The sequence below is a fragment of the Xanthomonas bonasiae genome, assembly GCF_017163705.1.
Taxonomy (GTDB): domain Bacteria; phylum Pseudomonadota; class Gammaproteobacteria; order Xanthomonadales; family Xanthomonadaceae; genus Xanthomonas_A; species Xanthomonas_A bonasiae.
On record NZ_JAFIWB010000012.1, the window covers coordinates 1 to 19677 of the forward strand.

A 19677-nucleotide genomic window follows, 5' to 3' on the forward strand; every position below is an offset into this window, starting at 1 on the left:
CGCGGCTGAAGCCGCTCCTACAGGAACTCCGCGGCGCGCCGGCTGGGTGCACTGTAGGAGGGACTTCAGTCCCGACATCCTCCAACACCGATCGGTCCACCGCTTCGCTCGTCGCGGCTGAAGCCGCTCCTACAGGAACTCCGCGGCGCGCCTGCTGGATGCACTGTGGGAGGGACTTCAGTCCCGACTGCACGATGCGTGGAAAACCACCCCAGCCGGCGGAAGCGAGCGAGGGGCCGCGAGCATCGAGCGGAGCGCGGCGCATCTGCCCAGCGCACGTTGGCCCGCGTCGTCGCGTCTTCGGAAACGGCCGTCCCCGTCAAAGCCCCTACAACGCGTCGAGATCGCCCAGCGCGCGGATCAACCGCCGCGCGCGCTTGTCCGGCTTGCCCTCGGGCGCCTGGTAGCCGTTGCGTTCGGCGCTGCGTTGCGCGCGTTGCTGCGCGCGCCGCTCGCGCGAGGCCTCGCTCTCCTGGTACAGCGTCTGCGCGACGCTGGCCGGGCCGCGGTCGTCGCTGAGCGCCAGCACCTGGATCTCGAACACCTCCTCGCCGCGCTCCACGCGCAACTGCTCGCCCACGCGCACCGCGCGCGAGGATTTCGGCCGCTGCCCGGCCACGTCGACCTTGCCGGTCTCCACCGCCTGCTTGGCCACGCTGCGGGTCTTGAAGAAGCGTGCGGCCCATAGCCAGACATCCAGCCGGACCACACTCGGTTGCGCTAGCGGTTCATTCATCGCGTTTACGGAAATCCACGTTCATCGGTCGATCGTCGCGTCGCTCGCCGGACCACTGCAGCGACTCCTGCGGATGGCAGCGCTGCTGGCGCTGGCTGGCGGCCAGGCCGTCGGCGCGGCGCGGGAGCGCGCTGGCGTCCTCGCCGACCAGGCATTCCGGGCGCTCGCCCGGCCGCAGGTGGGCCTCGTCCCGGCGCGCGTTGTCGGCACAAGCGGCCAGTGCCAGCGCCAGCGCGCTGCATCCGATCCACTGCAGGTTGCGGCGCGATCGCGGCATTGCAAGTTCCTCCGGTGAGTGCAGCGCCGACAGCCTGCGCCCAGGCCTGAAACTGCACCGAAAGGCCCGGCCGCGTGCGCCTGCACCGCCGACGGGCCGGCGCACCATCGGCGGGCGGCGATCGCCGCTTCAGCATCGACGCCTTCAGTCTAGGACGTTCGCCGCCGCGCCACATCTGCCATGCGTCGCCTCCCCGGGGTCGCGCGCAGGTGCTAGTGTGCGCGGCTCCCCGCTCCCGTCCCTGCAGGCAAGCGATGGCCAAGCCCGCCACCCTCACCGAAGGCCCGATCGGCCGGCAGTTGCTGCTGTTCGCGCTGCCGATCCTGGCCGGCAACATCGCGCAGTCGCTGAACGGGTCGGTCAACGCGATCTGGGTGGGCCGCTACCTCGGCGAGGCGGCGCTGACCGCGGCGGCCAACGCCAACAGCATCATGTTCTTCCTGATCGGCTCGGTGTTCGGCATCGGCATGGCCGCCACCATCCTGATCGGCCAGGCGATGGGCCGCGGCGACGTGGTCCAGGCGCGGCGGGTGATGGGCACCAGCGCCACGTTTTTCATCGGCATCTCGGTGCTGATCGCGGCCGGCGGCTGGTGGCTGGCGCGGCACCTGCTCGCGGCGATGGGCACCCCGGCCGCCTCGCTGCCGCTGGCCGAGGCCTACCTGCGGGTGATCTTCCTGGCGATGCCGCTGCTGTACGCGTTCGCGTTCCTGTCGGCGGCGCTGCGCGGCACCGGCGACTCGCGCACCCCGTTCCGCTTCCTGCTGCTGTCGGTGGCGCTGGATATCGGCTTCAATCCGCTGCTGCTGTTCGGGCTGGGGCCGTTCCCGAAGCTGGGCATCGCCGGCGCGGCCTGGGCCACGCTGATCGCCCAGGCCATCGCCCTGGGCGGCCTGCTGCTGTACCTGCGGCACAAGCGCCATGTGCTGTGGCTGGGCCGGCAGGACGCACGGCTGTTCCGCATCGACCCGACGATCCTGCGCGCGCTGGTGGTCAAGGGCGTGCCGATGGGCCTGCAGATGGTGCTGATCTCGCTGGCGATGATCGTGATGATCTCGATGGTCAACGGCTACGGCACCGATACCTCGGCCGCCTACGGTGCGGCGATGCAGCTGTGGACCTACGTGCAGATGCCGGCGATGGCGATCGGCGCGGCCTGTTCGTCGATGGCCGCGCAGAACGTCGGCGCGCAGCGCTGGGACCGGGTCGCGGCGACCGCGCGGCAGGGCGTGCTGTTCAACTTCCTGCTGACCGGCGCGCTGATCGCGCCGCTGATCCTGCTCGACCGCTGGACCCTGGCGCTGTTCCTGCCGCCGCACAGCGCGGCGCTGGAGATCGCGCGCCACCTCAACCACATCGCGGTGTGGTCGTTCCTGTTCTTCGGCGTGACCTTCGTGATCTCCGGCGTGGTCCGTGCCACCGGCGCGGTGATGCCGCCGCTGCTGATCCTGGCGCTGGCACTGTGGGGCATCCGCGTGCCGTTCGCGCAGCTGCTGCAGCCGCAGTTCGGCGCCGATGCGGTGTGGTGGAGCTTCCCGACCAGTTCGATCTGCGCGATGGCCTTGTCGCTGGCCTATTACCGCTGGGGCAACTGGCGCAAGGCGCAGATGCTGAGCCAGCCCCGCCCCGAGGAAATGGCGCATCCGGCGGAAGTGCCGGCGGCGCCGCCGGCCGCGGTCGCGGACGTGTCGATCGTGCAGGAGCCGGCGCGCTGAGCGTGCGCGCCCGCGTTTCGATCGAGGCGATCGCCTGTGGGAGCGGCCTCGATGGCGACGGGATTTCCCGGGAAGTCCCGTCGCGACTGAAGTCGCTCCCACATGCCGCCTTCGATGGCTCCGGGAAGCCCGCTCACTCCGCCTCGGCCGAAGCGGCATCGAGAGAACGCCGTCGGGGCTGAAGCCGCCGACGCGTTGGCCACGGATGGTCCGCGGCTTCGCTCGGTCGCGGTTGAAACCGCTCCTACAGGATTTGCGGCTGGCCGGCCCGGTGCGCTGCGGCAGGAGCCTTCGCCCCCGACCGGAAATCCCCTGCCCGCGTCATGCCGAGCGCACGCCCGACATATCGAGCGCAGCGGCGCAGCCACGCGCCATCGCGGCCACACCGCCGCCCAAACGCAAACGGCCGCCCGAAGGCGGCCGTCGCGGCAGCGACCGAAGTCGCCGGGGATTACTCGGCCTTGGCGGCGGCCGCAGCGGCCTGACGCGCGACCTTGGCCTGTGCAGCGGCGGCCAGATCTTCCTTGATGCGGGCGGCCTTGCCTTCCAGGCCACGCAGGTAGTACAGCTTGCCGGCGCGGACCTTGCCGCGGCGCTTCACTTCGACCGAGTCGATGATGGCGCTGTGGCTCTGGAACACGCGCTCCACGCCGAAGCCGTGGGAGATCTTGCGCACGGTGAACGAGGAGTTCAGGCCGGCGTTCTTGGTGCCGATCACCACGCCCTCGTAGGCCTGGACGCGCTCGCGGTTGCCTTCCTTCACCTTGACGTTGACGACGATGGTGTCGCCCTGGTTGAACTCCGGCAGCTTGCGCTGGATCTGGGCGGCTTCGAAGTCGGCCAGGATGGTCTTGTTGAGCTTGCTCATGGTGGGCACCGCTTGTGTCTGGTGAGGTGGTCCGGCAGTCGCCGCACGGCGATTGCGCGATATACGGATGGGCCAAGCGCAGATGGCTAGGCCGGAAAGCCGGGCATTTTAACCCAGTCGTGCCGCCATGGCTAGGGCTTGGATGGATTTTCCTGCACGGGGGCCGGATCGGCCTGCAGGCCCTGGCGGAATTCCTCCAGCAGGCGGCGGTCGGCCGCGCTCAGCGCCGCCTCGTCCAGCAGGTCCGGGCGCCGCAGCCAGGTCCGGCCCAGCGCCTGCATGCGCCGCCAGCGCGCGATCGCGGCATGGTTGCCGGAGCGCAGGATGGCCGGCACCTCGCCCAGCGCGTGCTCGCGCGGATGGGTGTAGTGCGGGCAGTCGAGCAGGCCGTCCGGGCCTTCGAAGCTGTCCTGGGCGGCGGACTCGGCATCGTTCAGCGCGCCCTCCTGCAACCGGGTGACCGCATCGACCAGCACCGCCGCGGCCAGCTCGCCGCCGGACAGCACGTAGTCGCCGATCGAGAGTTCCTCGTCCACCGCCACGGCGACGAAGCGCTCGTCCACCCCCTCGTAGCGTCCGCACAGCAGCACCAGCCGCGGCAAGGCCGCCAGCTGGCGGGCCTTGGCCTGGGTCAGCGGCGCGCCCTGCGGGCTCAGGTAGATGACCGGCGCCGGTTGCGGGTCGGCCTCGCGCACCGCCTGCAGGCAGGCCTGCAGCGGCTCGATCATCATCACCATGCCCGGGCCGCCGCCGAACGGGCGGTCGTCCACCTTGCGGTAGCCGCCGGTGGCGTAATCGCGCGGATTCCAGCCGTGCAGCGCCAGCAGCGCGCGCTCCTGCGCACGCCCGACCACGCCGAACGCGGCGCACTGGGCGACGAACTCGGGGAACAGGCTGATGACGTCGATGCGCATGGGGCCGGGAATGGGGAGTCGAGAATGGGGAATGGGAACAGCAAGAGCGAAAGCGGCCGCATGGCCGCCTTGCTCAGAACTCGGGGTCCCAGTCGACCACGATCAGGTTGGCCTCGAAATCCACCGACTTGACGTAGTCCGGCTGCACGAACGGCAGCAGCCGCTCGCGGTCGCCGCGCACCACCAGCACGTCGTTGGCGCCGTTGGAGAACAGGTGCGAGACCTGGCCCAGGGCCACGCCGTCGACGGTGCGCACGTCCAGGCCTTCCAGGTCCACCCAGTAGTATTCGTCGGGCTTGGGCGGCGGCAGGGTGTCGCGCGCCACGTAGATCTCGGTGCCGCGCAGCGCCTCGACCGCATCGCGATCGGTGACGTCGGGCAAGGTGACCACCAGATGCTTGCTGGATTCGCGGCCGCGCACCCCGCTGAGGGTGCTTTCGCTGCCGTCGGGCTTGCGCACGATCCAGGGCTGGTAGCGAAAAATGGCGAGGCGCGGCTCGGTCCACGACTCGAGCTTGGCCTCGCCACGTACGCCGAAGGCGCCCAGGATCCTGCCCAGCAGGATACGGCGCTGGCTGTCTTTCATGGGTGCAAAAACCGAAGGGCCGCGCCAGGCGCGGCCCGCAGGATCAGGCCGCGGTGGCCTGGGCCTTGGTCGCTTCCTTGTACAGGTTGCGCACCTTGTCGGTCAGCTGCGCGCCATTGGACACCCAATGGTCAACGCGCGGCAGGTCGAGCACGATACGCGGCTCGGCGCCCTGCGCGACCGGGTTGTAATAGCCCAGGCGCTCGATGTTGCGGCCGTCGCGCGCGCTGCGCACGTCGGTGACGATGATGTGGTAGAAGGGGCGCTTCTTGGCGCCGCCACGGGTAAGGCGAATCTTGACCATGGTGAGTTTTCCGGTGTTGCCCAGTCGCCAGGATGGCGCGGTAAGCCGGCGATTATAGCGGGCGGGCGGAACGCTGCCAAGTCGCCCCCAGACCGGTCAGATGGCTTGCCAGGCCTGGGTCTCGACGGCGGCGTTCAGTATCCGCAACAGCTCCGCGGCCGGCCCCAGCGCCTGCCCGTCCACCGCGGCGATGGCCTGCTGACCGCGCGCATTGCAGGCGAAGGCGGCGGCACACCCGGCCAGTTCGCGCAGGTGCAGCGGCCGCACCTGCTGGGCGATGCCGAGCTTGGCCAGGCCGGCCTGCAGCAGCCGCTCCTGGGTGCCGCGCAGGGCCGGCGCCTGCGGCCACACCACACCCTGCCCGTCCCACACACCCAGGTTCCAGATCGACCCCTCGGCGACCAGCCCTTGCGCGTCGACGAACAGCGCATCGTCGAAGCCGGCCTGCAGCGCCAGCCGGCGTTGGTGGAACAAGGCGAACGTGCCAGCGTGCTTGATCTGCGGCAGTTCGCGCGCGAACACCGCGCTGCGCAGCCGCAACGGCGTGGCATCCGCCTGCGCGGGCGCCGCCAGCGAGACCAGCAATTCCGGCGTGCAGGCCGCATCGGCGCGGCGGAAATCGAAGTCGCGGGCGAACACGCTGGCGCGCAGCGACGCATCGCCGCTGCCGAATGCCTGCAACGCCGCGCGCAGTTCGGCGCGGATCCGGGCGGCCGGCAGTTCGCTGCCGAACAGCGTGCGGGTGGCCTCATCGAGCCGCCGCAGATGCAGGTCGAAGCCGCGCACCGCGCCGTCGCGGACCTGCATCGTGCTGAAGTGGCCGTAGTTGACCAGCGCCGGCGCGGCCAATGCCTCCGCGCTCGCCGGCCGTCCGTTGCAGAACAGCCTCGCGCTCACAGCAGCGCCTGCGCCTGGTCCCACCAGCTGTCGAGCAGCGTCGCCGCCGGCAGCGCCGGCGCCATCCACGCCGACTGCCCGGCCCAGGCCTGCATCGCCGCCAGGCGACCTTCGCGCACCGCGGCCTGGCGCATCGGCGCGGTCAGCCCGCGCTGCACCGGGTAGGGCCGCGGCGGCGGCGCCGTCGGCTCGGCGGCGGCGCGCACGTAGTCGGTGGCCAGCGCGCGGCCGAGGCGGCCGGAAAAGGCGCGGGTCGGCACGGTCTGTTCCGGCTCGGCGCGTGCCAGCGCCTCGGCCCAGGCTGGCGCCAGCGCCGCCTCCGGGGTGCGCAGGAAGGCGGTGCCGATCTGTACCGCGCTGGCCCCCAGGGTCAGCGCCGCAGCGATGCCGCGGCCATCGGCGATGCCGCCGGCGGCGATCACCGGCACGTCCAGCCGATCGGCCAACCGCGGCAGCAACGCGAACAGCCCGGTCAGCTGCTGCTCGGCGCGCGCCGCATCGAACGCGCCGCGGTGGCCGCCGGCCTCCGCGCCCTGCGCGACCACCGCATCGGCGCCGGCCGCCTGCGCCGCCAGCGCCTCGTCCAGCGTGGTGGCACAGGCGAACCAGGCGATGCCGGCCCGCTTCAGCTGCGCGACGAAGGCGGGCGGGAACAGGCCCATGATCGAGGACGCCACCGCTGGCCGCGCGGCCAGCAGCGCGGCGCATTGCGCGTCGAAATCGGCTGGACCGGCATCGCCGGCGGCAGCCTCGACCGGCGGCCCCCACTGCGCGAGGAACGCGCGCGTGGCCGCCTCGGCCGCGGCATCGCGCAGCGGCGGCGGATCCGGCACCCACAGGTTGACCTGCGCCGGCCCATCGGTATCGCGCCGAAACGCGTCCATCCAGGCGCCGATGTCCGCGACCGAGGACAGCACCGCGCCCATCGCGCCCATGCCGCCGGCCTGCGCGACCGCCACCGACAGCGGCACCGGGCAGGCCCCGGCCATCGGCGCCAGCAGGATCGGCGCGCGCAACCGGTAGCGCTGGCAAAAGTCCGATGCGCGCGTGCGTGTCAACAAGGACGCCGCCGAAGGCCTCACGTCAGCCCGCCTGTTGCAGCAGTTGCACGATCCGCGGCCACTGCATCTGCTGCGCCAGCTCCAGCGCCGTGCGTCCCAGCGGGTTGCGCAGCGACGGATCCGCGCCGTGCTGCAACAGCATCGCCACCGGCTGGTAGTTGCCGGCCAGCGCGTCGCGCTGCAGCAGCGTCCAGCCCTGCTCGTCGAGCACGTGCACCGCATCGGGGCGGCCGCGCAGGTCTTCGTCGATGCGCGGACCCATGTTCTCGCTCATCGGGTGCTCGCGCAGCGACAGCGCCTCGGCATCGTCCTCGGCGCCGTCGTTGCGACCGAGCATACCGGCGAACAGCCCGCGCTTCGGCGCGGGCACCAGCCGCACCTGCCCGGGCGCACCGAATTCCAGGCCCCAGGCGGCGTCGTGCTCGGCGCGCTCGGCGGCCGACATGCCGCGACGCAGCGCATCGATGGTGTAGCCGCCATAGACCTTGCCGTCGATGACGTACATCCAGTCCTCCAGCTCCGCGACCGGAGCGGCGACCGCGGCGCCGGCCTGCAACGCAGCGATGTGGTCCGGATCGTTGAGCAGGGTGCCGGAGACGGTGTGCCCGTCGAACTGCACGTCGCCGACCCACATGTGTTCGACCGATGGCACGCCTTGGTCGGTGGCATCGGTCGCGAACGCCAGCTTCACCGCCGCCATGTCCAGTCCCGGCACGATGCGCCGGTATTCCCAGGACATCTCGCGCCAGAAGAACTTGAAGGTGCCGCGCGCGGCGACGTACGCCGCCTGCATCGCGGCGTCTTCGCCGCCCACGGAATAGGCTGAATCCTCATTCATCGCACTGACTTCCTCGTCGAGAACAGATCGCAGTCGACGCGCTCGCGGCGCCGCGAGCGCAGGAGCGCACGGCGCGACCGGGGATGCCGCGGCTCAGGAGCGCTGCGCGCGCGCAGCGCATGCGCACCGGCCTCAGCGGAACGGCAGGCCGCCGCGGCCGCCCATGCCGCCCATCATGCCCTTCATGCCGCGCATCAGGCCCTTCATGCCGCCGCCGGCCATCTTCGACATCATCTTTTCCATTTGCTGGAACTGCTTCATCAGCTTGTTGACGTCGGCCGGCTGGGTGCCGGAACCGCGCGCGATGCGGGCGCGGCGCGAACCGTTGAGCAGGGTCGGATTGCGCCGCTCCTTCTTGGTCATCGAGCCGATGATCGCGATCATCCGCGGCACGTCCTTGTTGCCGGCGACCTGCTGCTTGAGGTGCTCGGGGATCTGGCCCATGCCCGGCAGCTTGTCCATCAGCCCGGAAATGCCGCCCATGTTCTGCATCTGCTCGAGCTGGTCGCGCATGTCGTTGAGGTCGAACTTCTTGCCCTTGGCGACCTTCTCGGCGAGCTTCTGCGCCTTGTCCTTGTCGACCTGGTGCTCGACCTGCTCGACCAGCGACAGCACGTCGCCCATGTCCAGGATGCGGCTGGCCAGGCGGTCGGGATGGAACACGTCCAGGCCGTCGGGCTTCTCGCCCACGCCGATGAACTTGATCGGCTTGCCGGTGATGTAGCGCACGCTCAGCGCGGCGCCGCCGCGGGCGTCGCCGTCGGTCTTGGTCAGCACCACGCCGGTCAGCGGCAGCGCTTCGCTGAACGCCTTGGCGGTGTTGGCCGCGTCCTGGCCGGTCATCGCATCGACCACGAACAGGGTTTCGGCCGGGTTGATCGCGGCGTGCAGCGCCTTGATCTCGGTCATCATCGCCGCGTCGATGGCGAGGCGGCCGGCGGTGTCGACCAGCAGCACGTCGACGAAGGACTTGCGCGCGTCGGCGATCGCGGCGCGGACGATGTCCACCGGCTGCTGCGAGGCCTCGGACGGGAAGAACAGCACCCCGACCTGCTCGGCCAGGGTCTTGAGCTGCTCGATCGCCGCCGGACGGTAGACGTCGGCGGAGACCACCATCACCTTCTTCTTGCGCTTTTCCTTCAGGTGCTTGGCCAGCTTGCCGACCGTGGTGGTCTTGCCCGCGCCCTGCAGGCCGGCCATCAGCACGATCGCCGGCGCCGGCACGTTGAGGTTGAGGTCGCTGGCGGCCGAGCCCATCACCGTGGTCAGCTCGTCGCGCACGACCTTGATCAGCGCCTGGCCCGGGGTCAGGCTCTTGAGCACTTCCTGGCCGACCGCGCGCACCTTGATGCGCTCGATCAGCGCCTGCACCACCGGCAGCGCGACGTCGGCCTCGAGCAGCGCGATGCGCACTTCGCGGGTGGCTTCGCGGATGTTCTCCTCGGTCAGGCGGCCGCGGCCGCGCAGGCGCTGCATGGTGCCGGAGAGGCGTTGGGTGAGGGATTCGAACATGCGGGCGGGTCGCAGACGGGAAACGGTCGTCGATTATAGCCGCGCCGGCCGGCGATCCCGGAGCCGGCCCCGGCTCGGGCCCGTAGCGGCATAGGCAGGCCGCCCCGCCCTGGCGCCGCCGCCTGCCGGCTTCCTCGCGGTGCCGCCGATGCCGTCGCGCATGGCGCGCTGCCGTGGGCGCGGCGCGAGCGGGTGCGTCCGATCGACCGGGCCGCCGCCACGAGCGCGGGCCCGATATGCGAAACTGGCGCGATGCTCCTGATCCTCGTCGCGACCCTGCTGTACCTGACCGCTACCGGCCTGCTGGTCGGCTCGGTGGTGCGCGACCGGGTCGAACGCAGCCGCGCCTGGCTGTGGGCGGCGCTGCCGGCGGTGGCGCTGCATGCGGGCTATCACGTGGAAGTCGCGCTGCACACCGCCGGCGGGCCGGACATGCACTTCTTCGCCGCGCTGTCGCTGGTCAGCCTGGGCATGGCGCTGATGACCGCGCTGGTCGGCGCCAGCGGCCGCATGGCGGCGCTGGGCGTGGTGGTGTTCCCGCTGTCGGCGGCGCTGCTGCTGGCCTACCACTCGCACGGCCACGAACCGGCACCGCTGCTGGACTGGCGGCTGCAGCTGCATGCGTGGATGGCGCTGCTGGCCTACGCCACGCTGGGCATCGCCGCGCTGCTGGCGGTGATGCTGTGGCTGCAGGAGCGCGCGCTGCGCCGCCGCGATTTCCACCCGTGGCTGCGCGCGCTGCCGCCGCTGACCGCGCTGGAGACGCTGCTGTTCCGCACCATCGTGGTCGGCTTCATCCTGCTGACCCTGACCCTGCTCACCGGGGTGCTGTTCGTGCAGGATTTCCTGGCGCAGCGGCTGGTGCAGAAGACCGTGCTCAGCGTGCTGTCGTGGATCGTGTTCGGCGCGCTGCTGTTCGGCCGCTGGCGCTATGGCTGGCGCGGGATCAAGGCGGTGCACTGGACGCTGGCGGCGATGCTGTTGCTGCTGCTGGCGTTCTTCGGCAGCAAGTTCGTGATCGAACTGGTGCTCGGGCATCCGCAGTAGCGGCTGGGATGCGCGATGCATCCTGTGTAGGAGCGGCTTCAGCCGCGACAGAATGTTTCCGCAGCTGACATTCCTCGGCGCCCGGTCGCGGCTGAAGCCGCTCTACAGGAATCGCGCTATCTGCCCGCGGCGATCTGCATCGCAGCTCAGTCTGCCAGCGCCGCCTCCACAGCCTCCCAATCGGCATCCGCGCCGACCTCGGCGAAGCGGTATTCGATGCGGTGCCGGTAGACCTGGCCGGGACGCAGGATGGTATCGGGAAAGCCCGGCTGGTTCGGCGCATCCGGATAGCCCTGCGGCTCCAGGCACACGCCGCGGCCCAGGCCCGGATGCTGGCGGTCCAGCCAATGCCCTTCGTACAGTTGCAGCGCCGGCATCGCGCTGGCGATGCGCATGGCCACGCCGCTGTGCGGCGAATACAGGATGGCGCTGCAGTCGCGCGCCTGCGCCAGCACCAGGCAATGGTCGTAGCCGCCGCTCAGGCGCAGCTGCGGATCGGCGGCACTGTCCTTGTCGGCGATCGCGCGCGGCGTGCGGAAGTCGAATGGGGTGCCGGCCACACCGGCGATCTCGCCGCTCGGCAGCAGCGCCGCGTCGGCCACCGGCAGGTAACGGTCGGCCGGCACCCGCAGCCACTGCGCGGCAGCCGCCACGCTGGCATCGCCGGCCAGGTTGAAGTACGGATGATGGGTGAGATTGAGCGGGGTCGGCGCATCGGTCTGCGCGGCGAACTGCAGTTCCAGGGTGCGGCCATGCAGCTTGAACTCGGCGCTGACCTGCAGGTTGCCCGGATAGCCTTCCTCGCCGGCCGGCGAGTCGTAGTGCAATTGCAGGCTGCGCTCGGTCTGCGCCTGCAGCGACCACACCCGGCGCCCGAATCCGCATGCGCCGCCATGCAGATGATTGGCGCCCTCGTTGGCGCTGAGCGCGTAGCGCTGCCCGTCCACGCTGAAGGCCGACCCGGCGATGCGGTTGCCGAAGCGGCCGACCAGCACGCCGAGATAGGCCGGGTCGTGCAGGTACGCATCCAGCGTCGGCAGGCCGAGGACCAATTCGGTGCGGCCACGCGCGGTGTCCAGGCTGAGGCTGCGCAGCAGGCCGCCATAGGTCAGCAGTTCCGCGCGCAGGCCCGCGCCGCTGTCCAGAACCACGCGTTGGATGGCGGTACCGTCGGGAAGCTGGCCGAAGATCGATGACATGCAGAGGTCCTGGTTGGGTGAGCGCGCGTTCCACGCGTGCCGCGCAGCATAACCAGCGCAGCCGGTCGCAAGCCATCGCCGCGTCCTTGGCCACGGCGACGCTGGGACCCGTCGCGTGGACGCAGGCGCGTTGCGTGCAGCGACGGCACGCGCTCGCCGCGTCGAGCGTCAGCGAAAAATCTGCGGCATTGCAGCATTGCAATCCCCATATCGATAAGTCGATTTAAATCATTAGTCGGTTATTCGTCGCTCCTCTATTCTCCGCTCGCTGAACCTGGATGGGCACGCCCGTGATCCCCGCCGCGACTGCGCCGCAGCCGAGCGTGGGGACTGCGCCCCCTTGCACCTGCCTTCCTGGCGCAACGCGTCGGGCCATCGCGATGTGGCCCGACGCGCGCTCTGCGCATGCACCCAGTCGCACCACTCGGAATGGCCTTGCCACGGCATCGCCAGTCCCGCACACCGAAGGCGACCGCACTGCATCGCGGCGCCATCGCGCCATCGTCCGCACGACTCTGGGAGGAGTTACCTGCGATGAAGATCGTGACCACGAACCGCCGGCCCACGCCGCGTCCCTTGCCGCATGCGCTGGCTGCGGCGCTGAGCCTGATCCTGGCCGCGGGCAGCGCCGCCGCGCAGCAGACCGAACCGGGCTCGGACGCTTCGGCCGCCGACACCGCACAAGCCGCGAGCGGCGCTCAGGCGCCGACGCAGCTGGACACGGTCGAGGTCAAGGGCGTGCGCGGCAGCATCGCCAGTGCTATCGCGCTGAAGCAGAACAGCACCCAGATCACCGACTCGATCGTGGCCGAGGACGTGGGCAAGCTGCCGGACAACAGCGTGGCCGCGGCGCTGCAGCGGGTCACCGGGGTGCAGGTGGCGCGCAGCGCCGGCGAAGTGAGCACGGTGCTGGTGCGCGGCCTGCCGGACGTGGTGACCACGCTCAACGGCCGCAACGTGTTCACCACCACCGGCCGCAGCATGACCCTGGCCGACATTCCTGCCGACCTGCTGCAGCGCGTGGACGTGTACAAGACCAGCGGCGCGGAAAACATCGAGGGCGGTATCGGCGGCTTGATCGACGTGCGCCTGCGGCGGCCGTTCGACTTCCAGAACGACTGGACCCTGGCCGGCAGCGCACGCGCGTTGTACAGCCGCAACTCCGGCGAAGCCGACCCCAACGGCAGCCTGACCGCGAACAAGTTGTGGCACACCGATGCCGGCAAGTTCGGGGTGATGGGCAGCGTCTCCTACCAGTCCCAGCAATATCAGGAAAGCAATACCTTCAACGGCACCTACACGCTGAAGGACAACCCGGCCAATCCCGGCGAGCAGATCTACGTTCCCGATACCATCGGCTCGATCTACACCATCGGCGACCGCGACCGCCGCTCGGCCAATCTGACCTTGCAGTGGGCGCCGAACGAGAACACCGAGCTGTACTTCGAGAATTTCTACGTCGGCTACCGCAACGATTCGCAGGTCAACTTCTGGATCCCGCTGCCGACCCTGGTCAACGCCGACAACGTGGTCAGCGTGACCACCAAGCCGGGCACCAACGTCGCCCAGAGCATCACCGCGCGCGACCTGTTCACGCTGACCAGCAACCAGGCCTACGCCAACACCTCCGACACCTACCAGAGCGCGATCGGCGGCAGCTGGAAGGGCGAACGCCTGAGCCTGTCCACCGATCTGGCCTATACCTACAGCAAGGCCGACAACCGCAGCTTCATCCTCGATACCGCATTCATCGCACCATCGATCACGATGAACTTCGACAACAAGGGCGCCTCCGACGCGCGGGTCAGCAACGCCGACGGCAGCGCCTACGGCGTCGCCGACGCGTCCAACTACTGGCTGCACCAGTACTACGACGCGTGGAGCCGGCAGGAAGGCAAGGACTGGTCGTGGAAGGGCGACGGCAGCTTCAGGCTCGACGCCGGCCCGCTCGCCGCGCTGGACTTCGGCTTCCGCGCCAGCCGCCGCGAGGCGAAGAACGTCGCCGCCGATACCGGCGGGCGCACCAACATCAGCGGCGGCACCGTGTTCGTCGACGACCTGGCCGGCCTGGCCTCGACCACGCCGAGCAACTTGCTCAACGGCGAACGTTCGGTGTCGACCTCGCAGTGGATGGTGGCCGACCGCGACTACCTGCTCGCCAACGCAGGACTGATCCGCGCGGCGATGGGCTACGACGCCGCGGCGCCGACCGCGAGTCCCTCGCTGTACTTCGACGACAAGGAAGACAGCTACGCGGCCTACCTGCAGGCCCGCTACTCCACCAGCGTGGGCGGCATGAACCTGGATGGCGCGGTCGGGGTGCGGGCGGTGAAGCTGGACGCGCAATTGCAAGGCACCCAGATCGTCGATGGCGCCAACTCGCCGGTCAGCATCGACAAGAGCGACACCGAACTGCTGCCCAGCTTCAGCGCCAACCTGTCGATCCGCGACGACCTGCTGCTGCGCGCCTCGTACGGCAAGTCGATCACCCGCGCCAGCTTCAGCGCGCTCAATCCGCAGCTGTCGCTCTACCAGGCCACCGCCACCGTGCCGGCGACCGGCAGCGGCGGCAATCCGGATCTGAATCCGGTCAAATCGGAGAACCTGGACCTGTCGCTGGAATGGTATTTCCGCCCCGGCTCGCTGCTGTCGGCGGCGGCGTTCTACCGCCGCATCGACGGCTACATCCAGACCTACGCCAGCGACGAAGTCATCAACGGGGTGACCTACTCGGTGAGCCGCCCGCGCAATACCGGCGACGGCACGCTGAAGGGCATCGAGCTTGCCTACACCCAGTTCTACGATTTCCTGCCCGGCTGGCTGTCCGGCTTCGGCACCCAGCTCAACGCCACCTTCATCGATGCGCAGACCGAGTCGCCCAGCGGGCAGATGCAGGACCTGGTCAACGTCTCCGACCGCGCCTACAACGCCGTGCTGATCTACCAGAAGGGCGCCTTCTCCAGCCGCCTGGCCTACAACTGGCGCAGCGAATACGCGCTCAGCTACACCGCCAGCGGCGACCAGCCGCAGTCGATCTACGTGGCGCCGACCGACTCGCTGGATTTCGCGATGAACTACGACATCGACGACGCCATGACCGTATCGCTGGAGGCGACCAACCTGCTCGGCCAGGTCACCCGCAACTACTTCGGCGATTCGTACCGCTTCCCGCGCGACATCGGGGTCGCGGAGCGCACCTTCAGCCTGGGATTGCGCTTCCGCTTCTGAGACCCGCGCAGCGCTGTGGCGCCCACCCGCCACGGTCGCATGCGACCATCACCGACGCGGCGCCCGTGCACGGATGCGCCGCCCCTGCCCACTAGGAGACACCGATGCTCTCGACCCGTTCATTGAAGAATGCCGCGATACGCTGGCGGCGGCGCCTGCCGCTGGCCGCGGCGATGGCGGCGCTGACGCTCTGCGCCGGCCTGGCGCAGGCAGCCGACGTCGAGGTGCGTGGCACGCTGCGCGCCGACCAGCCCGGCGCGCAGGTGTCGCGCAACATCTTCGGCCAGTTCGCAGAACACCTCGGCACCGGCATCTATGGCGGCCTGTGGGTCGGCCCGGATTCCAAGATCCCCAATACCCGCGGCTACCGCAACGACGTGGTCGCCGCGCTGAAGGATCTGCAGATTCCGAACGTGCGCTGGCCGGGCGGATGCTTCGCCGACGAATACCACTGGCGCGACGGCATCGGCCCGCGCGCCAAGCGCCCGACCAGCATCAACACCCACTGGGGCGGCGTCGAGGAACCCAACAGCTTCGGCACCCACGAATTCATGGACTTCGTCGAGCTGATCGGCAGCGAAGCCTACGTGGCCGGCAACGTCGGCAATGCCGCGCCGGACGAGATGGCGCAGTGGGTCGAGTACATGACCGGCCCGGCCGGATCGACGCTGGCGAAGGAGCGCATCGGCAACGGCCGCCAGCAACCGTGGAAGGTGCCGTACTTCGGCGTCGGCAACGAACTGTGGGGCTGCGGCGGCAACATGCGCGTGGAATATGCCGCCGACGTGTACCGCCGCTACCAGACCTTCGTCAAGGCGCCGGCCGGCGCCACCATCCTGAAGATCGCCCCAGGACCCAACAACGACGACTATCACTGGACCGAGGTGATGATGCGCGAGGCCACCAAGTTCATGGACGGCCTGAGCCTGCACTACTACACCCTGCCCGGCGGCGGCTGGCCGCCGCGCGCCTCGTCCACCGACTTCGACGAGACCCTGTGGATCGAGACGCTGTCGCGCACGCTGCGCATGGACGAACTGATCACCAAGCACAGCGCGGTGATGGACAAGTACGACCCGGAAAAGAAAGTGGCGTTGGTGGTGGACGAATGGGGCACCTGGTACGCCGGCCTGCCCGGCTCCAACCCCGGCTTCCTGCACCAGCAGAACACGCTGCGCGACGCGCTGGTGGCCTCGATCAATCTGGACATCTTCACCGCGCACGCCGAGCGCGTGCGCATGGCCAACATCGCGCAGATGATCAACGTGCTGCAGGCGATGATCCTCACCGACGGCGACAAGATGCTGCTGACGCCGACCTACCACGTGTTCATGATGTACAAGCCGTACCAGGACGCCACCTATCTGCCGCTGCAGATCAAGACGCCCGACTACAAGCACGATCAGTACACCGTGCCGGCCGTGCACGGCTCGGCGGTGAAGGCCAAGGACGGGCATGTCTACGTGGCGCTGACCAACCTGGACCCGAACCGCGAAGCAGAGGTTTCGGTGCAGGTCAGCGGCGCGCAGGCCACGCGCGTCAGCGGCCAGATCCTGACCGCGCCGAAGATGACCGCGCTCAACAGCTTCGAACAGCCGCAGGCGGTGAAGCCGACCGCCTTCGGCGGCGCCAGCCTGCAAGGCGGCACGCTGAAGGTGGCGTTGCCGGCCAAGGCGATCGTGATGCTGAAACTGCAGTAGTCGCCGGACGCCACCGCGCCATCCCCTCCCGCTGTAGGCGCGGGCAGGTCGTCCGAACCGCGCCGACGCAGGTCGGCGTGGTTTTTTTATGCGCGGCGCCTATTCCGACGCATCGGACAGCCGCGCGAACAGCGATTCGCCGGCCGGCGAGATCAGGTCGCTGACCGCCCAGCAGCCGTTGCCGCGGCGCTGCAGTTCGATCTTCACCGTGCCGGTGCCACCGAGCGCGCGTCGATAGTCCATCCGCACCTCCAGCACGGTGGCCAGGGAGCCGCCGGACACCAGGGTGAAGCGTGGCGCGCCCTCGATGGCGCCCTGCGCATCGGTCCACGGATCGTAGCCCAGGCGGCAGGCGCCCTTGCGCTTGGTGCAGCCGAGCCCCGCCTCGACCGCATGGGCGAAGGACGGCGTCAACAACCCGTCCAGGTTCTGCGGCCGCCGATAGAAATCGCGCGCCTGGTACAGCTTCTCGGCCACCTGCAGCGGCGTCGCGCACGGTGGCGCCTGCGCCGCGGCAAGCGCAGGCAGAAAGGCGAGGATGGCGAACAGTCGACGCATGCACGGCTCCGGTGTGGGGGGCGCCTATGAAGCCCGGATCGCGGCGCGCGTGCAAGCGCCGGGCAAAAAAAGAGGAGCCGGCGAACCGGCTCCTCGACCTCATGCAGCTTCTCTTCGGCAGGCGAGCCGACTCATGCCGCCCTGACCGCCGCGTAGCCGTCGAAGGTCATGCTGGCCGACGCGCGGCCCTGGGTCAGCGAACGCAACGCGGTGGTGTAGGCCTGCAGTTGCGCCAGCGGCGCCTGCGCGACCACGTCGGCGCGGGTGCCGCGCTCGGCGATCGCCACGACGCGCCCCTCGCGCCGCTGCAGATCGCCGAGCACGTCGCCGACGCTGGCGGCCGGGGTATCGATCGCCAACGCCATCACCGGCTCCAGCAGCAGCGTGCCGGCCTGCGCCAGCGCCGCCTTCACCGCGTCCGACGCCGCACGCTGGAACGCCAGGTCCGACGAATCCACCGCATGCGCCTGGCCATCGACCAGCACCACCTCCACGCCGACCACCGGGTAGCCGCGCGGACCTTGCGCCAATACCGCGCGCACGCCCTTCTCGGTCGCGGCGACGAACGCCTTCGGCACCACGCCGCCACGGCTGCGGTCGGCGAAGACCACCTCGCCGTCCGCACGCGGCACCAGGTCCAGCACCACCTGCGCGAACTGGCCATGGCCGCCGTTCTGCTTGGACAGCCGCCCGACCACGCCCAGCGCCGCGGCGCGCAGCGTTTCCTGGTAGGCCACGCGCGGCGCACCGGTGCGCACGTCCACCTGCCACTCGCTGCGCAGGCGCTCCACCATCACCTCCAGGTGCAGCTCGCCCATGCCCCAGACCAGGGTTTCGCCGGTCTCGGCATCGCTGTCGACGCGGAACGAGGGATCTTCCTGCGCCAGCCGCGCCAATCCCTGCCCCATCCGCACCAGCTCCGCGGCATTGGCCGCGCCCAGCCGCCACGCCAGCACCGGCGGCTGCGTGCGGATGCTTTCCAGCACCCAGCGCGCATCGCCGCCGCTGAGCGTCTCGCCGCTGGCCGCCTCCTTCCAGCCGAGGATGGCCACGATCTCGCCGGCGCAGGCCTGCGCCACGTCGTGGGTGCGCTGCGCCTGCACCACCGCCAGCCGCCCGACCCGGCGCAGACGCCGCGCCTGCGACGTCCACACCATGTCGCCGACGCGCAAGGTGCCCGCATACACGCGCACGAACGCCAGCGGCCCCTGTGCGGTATGCGCGACCTTGAACACCAGCGCCGCCAACGGGCCGGACGGATCCGGCGCCAGCTGCGCGGCGAGCGCCATGTCCGTGCCGCCGACGTCGTCCGCGTCGCGCGTCGCCGGCACCGGCGGGCGGTCCAGCGGCGACGGCAGCCAGTCGACGATCGCGTCCAGCAGCGGCTCGATGCCCTTGCTCTTGAATGCCGAGCCGGCCAGCACCGGCACGCCGGCGCCGGCCAGGGTGGCGCGGCGCAGCGCGGCGCGCAGCGCGTCGTCGTCGATCGCACGTTCTTCCAGATAGGCCTGCGCCAGCGCGTCGTCGTGCTCGGCCACTGCGGCGACCAGCCGTTCGCGCGCCTCGGCGAACGCAGCGGCATCGTCCGTGTTCCATGCACGCGCGGCCATGCGTCCGTCGCCGTCCCACCCCAGCACGCGGCGGCCGACCAGGTCGACCCAGCCGTCGAAGCCGGAATCGCCCGGCAGCGGCACGCCGACCGCCCACACCGTGGCGTCGAGCTTGCTGCGCAGCTGCGCCAGCACGCCCTCGAACGAGGCGCCGGCGCGGTCCATCTTGTTGACGAACGCGACCAGCGGCACGCCGTGCCGGCGCGCCTGGCGCCACACGGTTTCCGATTGCGGCTGCACGCCGTCGACCGCGGAGAACACCGCGACCGCGCCGTCGAGCACGCGCAGCGAGCGTTCCACCTCGATCGCGAAATCGATGTGCCCGGGAGTGTCGATCAGGGTGAGCCGATGCGCCGGCTGCCCGCGCGGCGCCCACTGCGCCTGCACCGCGGCCGCGCCGATGGTGATGCCGCGGGCGCGTTCGATGTCGGAGAAGTCGGTGGTGGCGGCGCCGTCGTGGACTTCGCCGACGCGATGGATCGCGCCGGTGACCCACAACAGGCGTTCGGTGAGGGTGGTCTTGCCGGCGTCGATGTGGGCGATGATGCCGAGGTTGCGCCAGCGGGAAAGGGTTTGGGTGTTCATAGAATGGATTCCAGTGCCAACACGGGGAGGCCGCATGCCCCG

17 protein-coding genes are annotated in these 19677 nt (G+C 70.2%); 4 read left to right on the forward strand and 13 right to left on the reverse strand.

Features of this window, described 5'->3' with window-relative positions; translation table 11 throughout:
* Window positions 1-328: 328 nt before the first annotated feature.
* Both JR064_RS11900 and JR064_RS11905 read right to left on the reverse strand, forming a co-directional pair.
* A complete protein-coding gene (locus tag JR064_RS11900; protein ID WP_179570856.1) occupies window positions 329-736 on the reverse strand; it encodes an RNA-binding S4 domain-containing protein in 408 nt (135 codons plus the stop codon).
* On the reverse strand, window positions 729-1013 hold the full coding sequence (locus tag JR064_RS11905) for a hypothetical protein (RefSeq protein WP_206229855.1): 285 nt from the start codon (window positions 1011-1013) through the stop codon (window positions 729-731). The genes JR064_RS11900 and JR064_RS11905 overlap by 8 nt, the downstream gene beginning before the upstream one ends.
* 254 nt (window positions 1014-1267) lie before the next feature.
* On the opposite strand from JR064_RS11905, the gene JR064_RS11910 reads away from it, so the two are divergent.
* Entirely contained in the window at window positions 1268-2728 is a 1461-nt protein-coding gene (locus JR064_RS11910) for an MATE family efflux transporter (RefSeq protein WP_179570854.1), read from the forward strand.
* Between the two features lie 451 nt (window positions 2729-3179).
* Here the strand turns inward: JR064_RS11910 and rplS are convergent, their stop codons facing one another.
* The 8 genes from rplS to ffh all read right to left on the reverse strand — a co-directional run bounded on the left by rplS (window position 3180) and on the right by ffh (window position 9708).
* Window positions 3180-3596: a 50S ribosomal protein L19 gene (rplS, locus tag JR064_RS11915; protein ID WP_003470862.1), complete on the reverse strand. Its 417-nt coding sequence runs from the start codon at window positions 3594-3596 to the stop codon at window positions 3180-3182.
* A 131-nt stretch (window positions 3597-3727) separates the two neighbouring features.
* Window positions 3728-4510, reverse strand: a complete 783-nt coding sequence (gene trmD / locus JR064_RS11920; protein WP_206229856.1) for a tRNA (guanosine(37)-N1)-methyltransferase TrmD — start codon at window positions 4508-4510, stop codon at window positions 3728-3730.
* 73 nt (window positions 4511-4583) lie between these two features.
* Entirely contained in the window at window positions 4584-5096 is a 513-nt protein-coding gene (rimM, locus tag JR064_RS11925; RefSeq protein WP_179570852.1) for a ribosome maturation factor RimM, read from the reverse strand.
* Between the two features lie 43 nt (window positions 5097-5139).
* On the reverse strand, window positions 5140-5400 hold the full coding sequence (gene rpsP, locus JR064_RS11930) for a 30S ribosomal protein S16 (RefSeq protein ID WP_179570851.1): 261 nt from the start codon (window positions 5398-5400) through the stop codon (window positions 5140-5142).
* 96 nt (window positions 5401-5496) lie between these two features.
* Window positions 5497-6297, reverse strand: coding sequence for an aminotransferase class IV family protein (locus tag JR064_RS11935; RefSeq protein ID WP_206229857.1), 801 nt, complete (start codon window positions 6295-6297; stop codon window positions 5497-5499).
* On the reverse strand, window positions 6294-7358 hold the full coding sequence (locus JR064_RS11940; RefSeq protein ID WP_206229858.1) for an NAD(P)H-dependent flavin oxidoreductase: 1065 nt from the start codon (window positions 7356-7358) through the stop codon (window positions 6294-6296). The genes JR064_RS11935 and JR064_RS11940 overlap by 4 nt, the downstream gene beginning before the upstream one ends.
* A 22-nt stretch (window positions 7359-7380) precedes the next feature.
* On the reverse strand, window positions 7381-8196 hold the full coding sequence (locus JR064_RS11945; protein WP_206229859.1) for a DUF2314 domain-containing protein: 816 nt from the start codon (window positions 8194-8196) through the stop codon (window positions 7381-7383).
* A 132-nt stretch (window positions 8197-8328) separates the two neighbouring features.
* Window positions 8329-9708, reverse strand: a complete 1380-nt coding sequence (gene ffh, locus JR064_RS11950) for a signal recognition particle protein (protein WP_179570848.1) — start codon at window positions 9706-9708, stop codon at window positions 8329-8331.
* A gap of 252 nt (window positions 9709-9960) precedes the next feature.
* Between ffh and JR064_RS11955 the strand changes: the two genes are divergently transcribed.
* Window positions 9961-10755 (forward strand): cytochrome C assembly family protein, encoded by a 795-nt coding sequence (locus tag JR064_RS11955; RefSeq protein WP_191824875.1) that lies wholly within the window; start codon window positions 9961-9963, stop codon window positions 10753-10755.
* A 146-nt stretch (window positions 10756-10901) separates the two neighbouring features.
* Here the strand turns inward: JR064_RS11955 and JR064_RS11960 are convergent, their stop codons facing one another.
* A complete protein-coding gene (locus JR064_RS11960; RefSeq protein WP_191824876.1) occupies window positions 10902-11954 on the reverse strand; it encodes an aldose epimerase family protein in 1053 nt (350 codons plus the stop codon).
* Between the two features lie 534 nt (window positions 11955-12488).
* Here JR064_RS11960 and JR064_RS11965 point away from each other — a divergent pair.
* Together JR064_RS11965 and JR064_RS11970 are read left to right on the forward strand one after the other, a co-directional pair.
* Window positions 12489-15182: a TonB-dependent receptor gene (locus tag JR064_RS11965; protein WP_206229860.1), complete on the forward strand. Its 2694-nt coding sequence runs from the start codon at window positions 12489-12491 to the stop codon at window positions 15180-15182.
* Window positions 15183-15286: 104 nt separating this feature from the next.
* On the forward strand, window positions 15287-16882 hold the full coding sequence (locus JR064_RS11970; RefSeq protein WP_191824878.1) for an alpha-N-arabinofuranosidase: 1596 nt from the start codon (window positions 15287-15289) through the stop codon (window positions 16880-16882).
* Between the two features lie 99 nt (window positions 16883-16981).
* On the opposite strand, the gene JR064_RS11975 is transcribed toward JR064_RS11970, so the two are convergent.
* Together JR064_RS11975 and fusA are read right to left on the reverse strand one after the other, a co-directional pair.
* Complete coding sequence (locus JR064_RS11975) at window positions 16982-17440, reverse strand: hypothetical protein (protein WP_191824879.1); 459 nt, start codon at window positions 17438-17440, stop codon at window positions 16982-16984.
* Window positions 17441-17571: 131 nt separating this feature from the next.
* A complete protein-coding gene (gene fusA / locus JR064_RS11980) occupies window positions 17572-19635 on the reverse strand; it encodes an elongation factor G (protein ID WP_206229861.1) in 2064 nt (687 codons plus the stop codon).
* Window positions 19636-19677: the final 42 nt, after the last annotated feature.

What these genes read in the sequence shown, in the direction of transcription:
- JR064_RS11900 (WP_179570856.1), bottom strand. Translation starts at nt 736, where the DNA reads ATGAATGAACCGCTAGCGCAACCGAGTGTGGTCCGGCTGGATGTCTGG.
- JR064_RS11905 (WP_206229855.1), bottom strand. Translation starts at nt 1,013, where the DNA reads ATGCCGCGATCGCGCCGCAACCTGCAGTGGATCGGATGCAGCGCGCTG.
- JR064_RS11910 (WP_179570854.1), top strand. Translation starts at nt 1,268, where the DNA reads ATGGCCAAGCCCGCCACCCTCACCGAAGGCCCGATCGGCCGGCAGTTG.
- rplS (WP_003470862.1), bottom strand. Translation starts at nt 3,596, where the DNA reads ATGAGCAAGCTCAACAAGACCATCCTGGCCGACTTCGAAGCCGCCCAG.
- trmD (WP_206229856.1), bottom strand. Translation starts at nt 4,510, where the DNA reads ATGCGCATCGACGTCATCAGCCTGTTCCCCGAGTTCGTCGCCCAGTGC.
- rimM (WP_179570852.1), bottom strand. Translation starts at nt 5,096, where the DNA reads ATGAAAGACAGCCAGCGCCGTATCCTGCTGGGCAGGATCCTGGGCGCC.
- rpsP (WP_179570851.1), bottom strand. Translation starts at nt 5,400, where the DNA reads ATGGTCAAGATTCGCCTTACCCGTGGCGGCGCCAAGAAGCGCCCCTTC.
- JR064_RS11945 (WP_206229859.1), bottom strand. Translation starts at nt 8,196, where the DNA reads ATGAATGAGGATTCAGCCTATTCCGTGGGCGGCGAAGACGCCGCGATG.
- ffh (WP_179570848.1), bottom strand. Translation starts at nt 9,708, where the DNA reads ATGTTCGAATCCCTCACCCAACGCCTCTCCGGCACCATGCAGCGCCTG.
- JR064_RS11955 (WP_191824875.1), top strand. Translation starts at nt 9,961, where the DNA reads ATGCTCCTGATCCTCGTCGCGACCCTGCTGTACCTGACCGCTACCGGC.
- JR064_RS11960 (WP_191824876.1), bottom strand. Translation starts at nt 11,954, where the DNA reads ATGTCATCGATCTTCGGCCAGCTTCCCGACGGTACCGCCATCCAACGC.
- JR064_RS11965 (WP_206229860.1), top strand. Translation starts at nt 12,489, where the DNA reads ATGAAGATCGTGACCACGAACCGCCGGCCCACGCCGCGTCCCTTGCCG.
- JR064_RS11970 (WP_191824878.1), top strand. Translation starts at nt 15,287, where the DNA reads ATGCTCTCGACCCGTTCATTGAAGAATGCCGCGATACGCTGGCGGCGG.
- JR064_RS11975 (WP_191824879.1), bottom strand. Translation starts at nt 17,440, where the DNA reads ATGCGTCGACTGTTCGCCATCCTCGCCTTTCTGCCTGCGCTTGCCGCG.
- fusA (WP_206229861.1), bottom strand. Translation starts at nt 19,635, where the DNA reads ATGAACACCCAAACCCTTTCCCGCTGGCGCAACCTCGGCATCATCGCC.